Genomic DNA, 505 nt, shown 5'->3' with positions numbered 1-505 from the left:
CTAATTATTTGAAAAAATTCGAATTATTAAATCCGGAATATAAACTAAGCAAAGGTGAACGATTATTACTAATATCAATTACAGAATTAATAATAAGAATATTAGAGCAATCGTTAATAGTTAAATTTAAACCTAAACTTAATATACTTAACAATGTTGCAATTAAACGTTTTGAATGAGATAATAGTTATTTAGGAGAATATAGCAGCACATTTGATAATTTTCTTATTACGCAAACAAAACAGTCAAAAGAATTTATAGAATCTTCCCATACTAAAACAGTGCACCGTAGAGAATCTAAACTAAATAAAATTAAATCAAAGGTAATTAATAGTAATTCAAAAGAATTATTAAATAAGGGTAAATACTTAATATTAATCCCTCGTTATAATAAGAAGATGCATCCTAAAGATATTTTTGCAATGATAAATCGTCTAAAAGATTTAGATCTTATTCATTGCAAAAATAAAGGAGAAACTATATATTCTACAATAGGTCCTTATAC

At 24.0% G+C, this 505-nt stretch carries 1 protein-coding gene; it reads left to right on the top strand.

Annotated elements, in window-relative coordinates; translation table 11 throughout:
• Positions 1–281: 281 nt before the first annotated feature.
• On the top strand, positions 282–505 hold a 224-nt coding region (locus ACYU7Q_RS21940), incomplete at its 3' end, for a hypothetical protein (protein WP_460611590.1).

The sequence above is a fragment of the Hymenobacter terrigena genome, from assembly GCF_054776515.1.
Note: the sequence above shows the minus strand (reverse complement) of the source record. Positions and strands in the feature narration are given on the sequence as shown.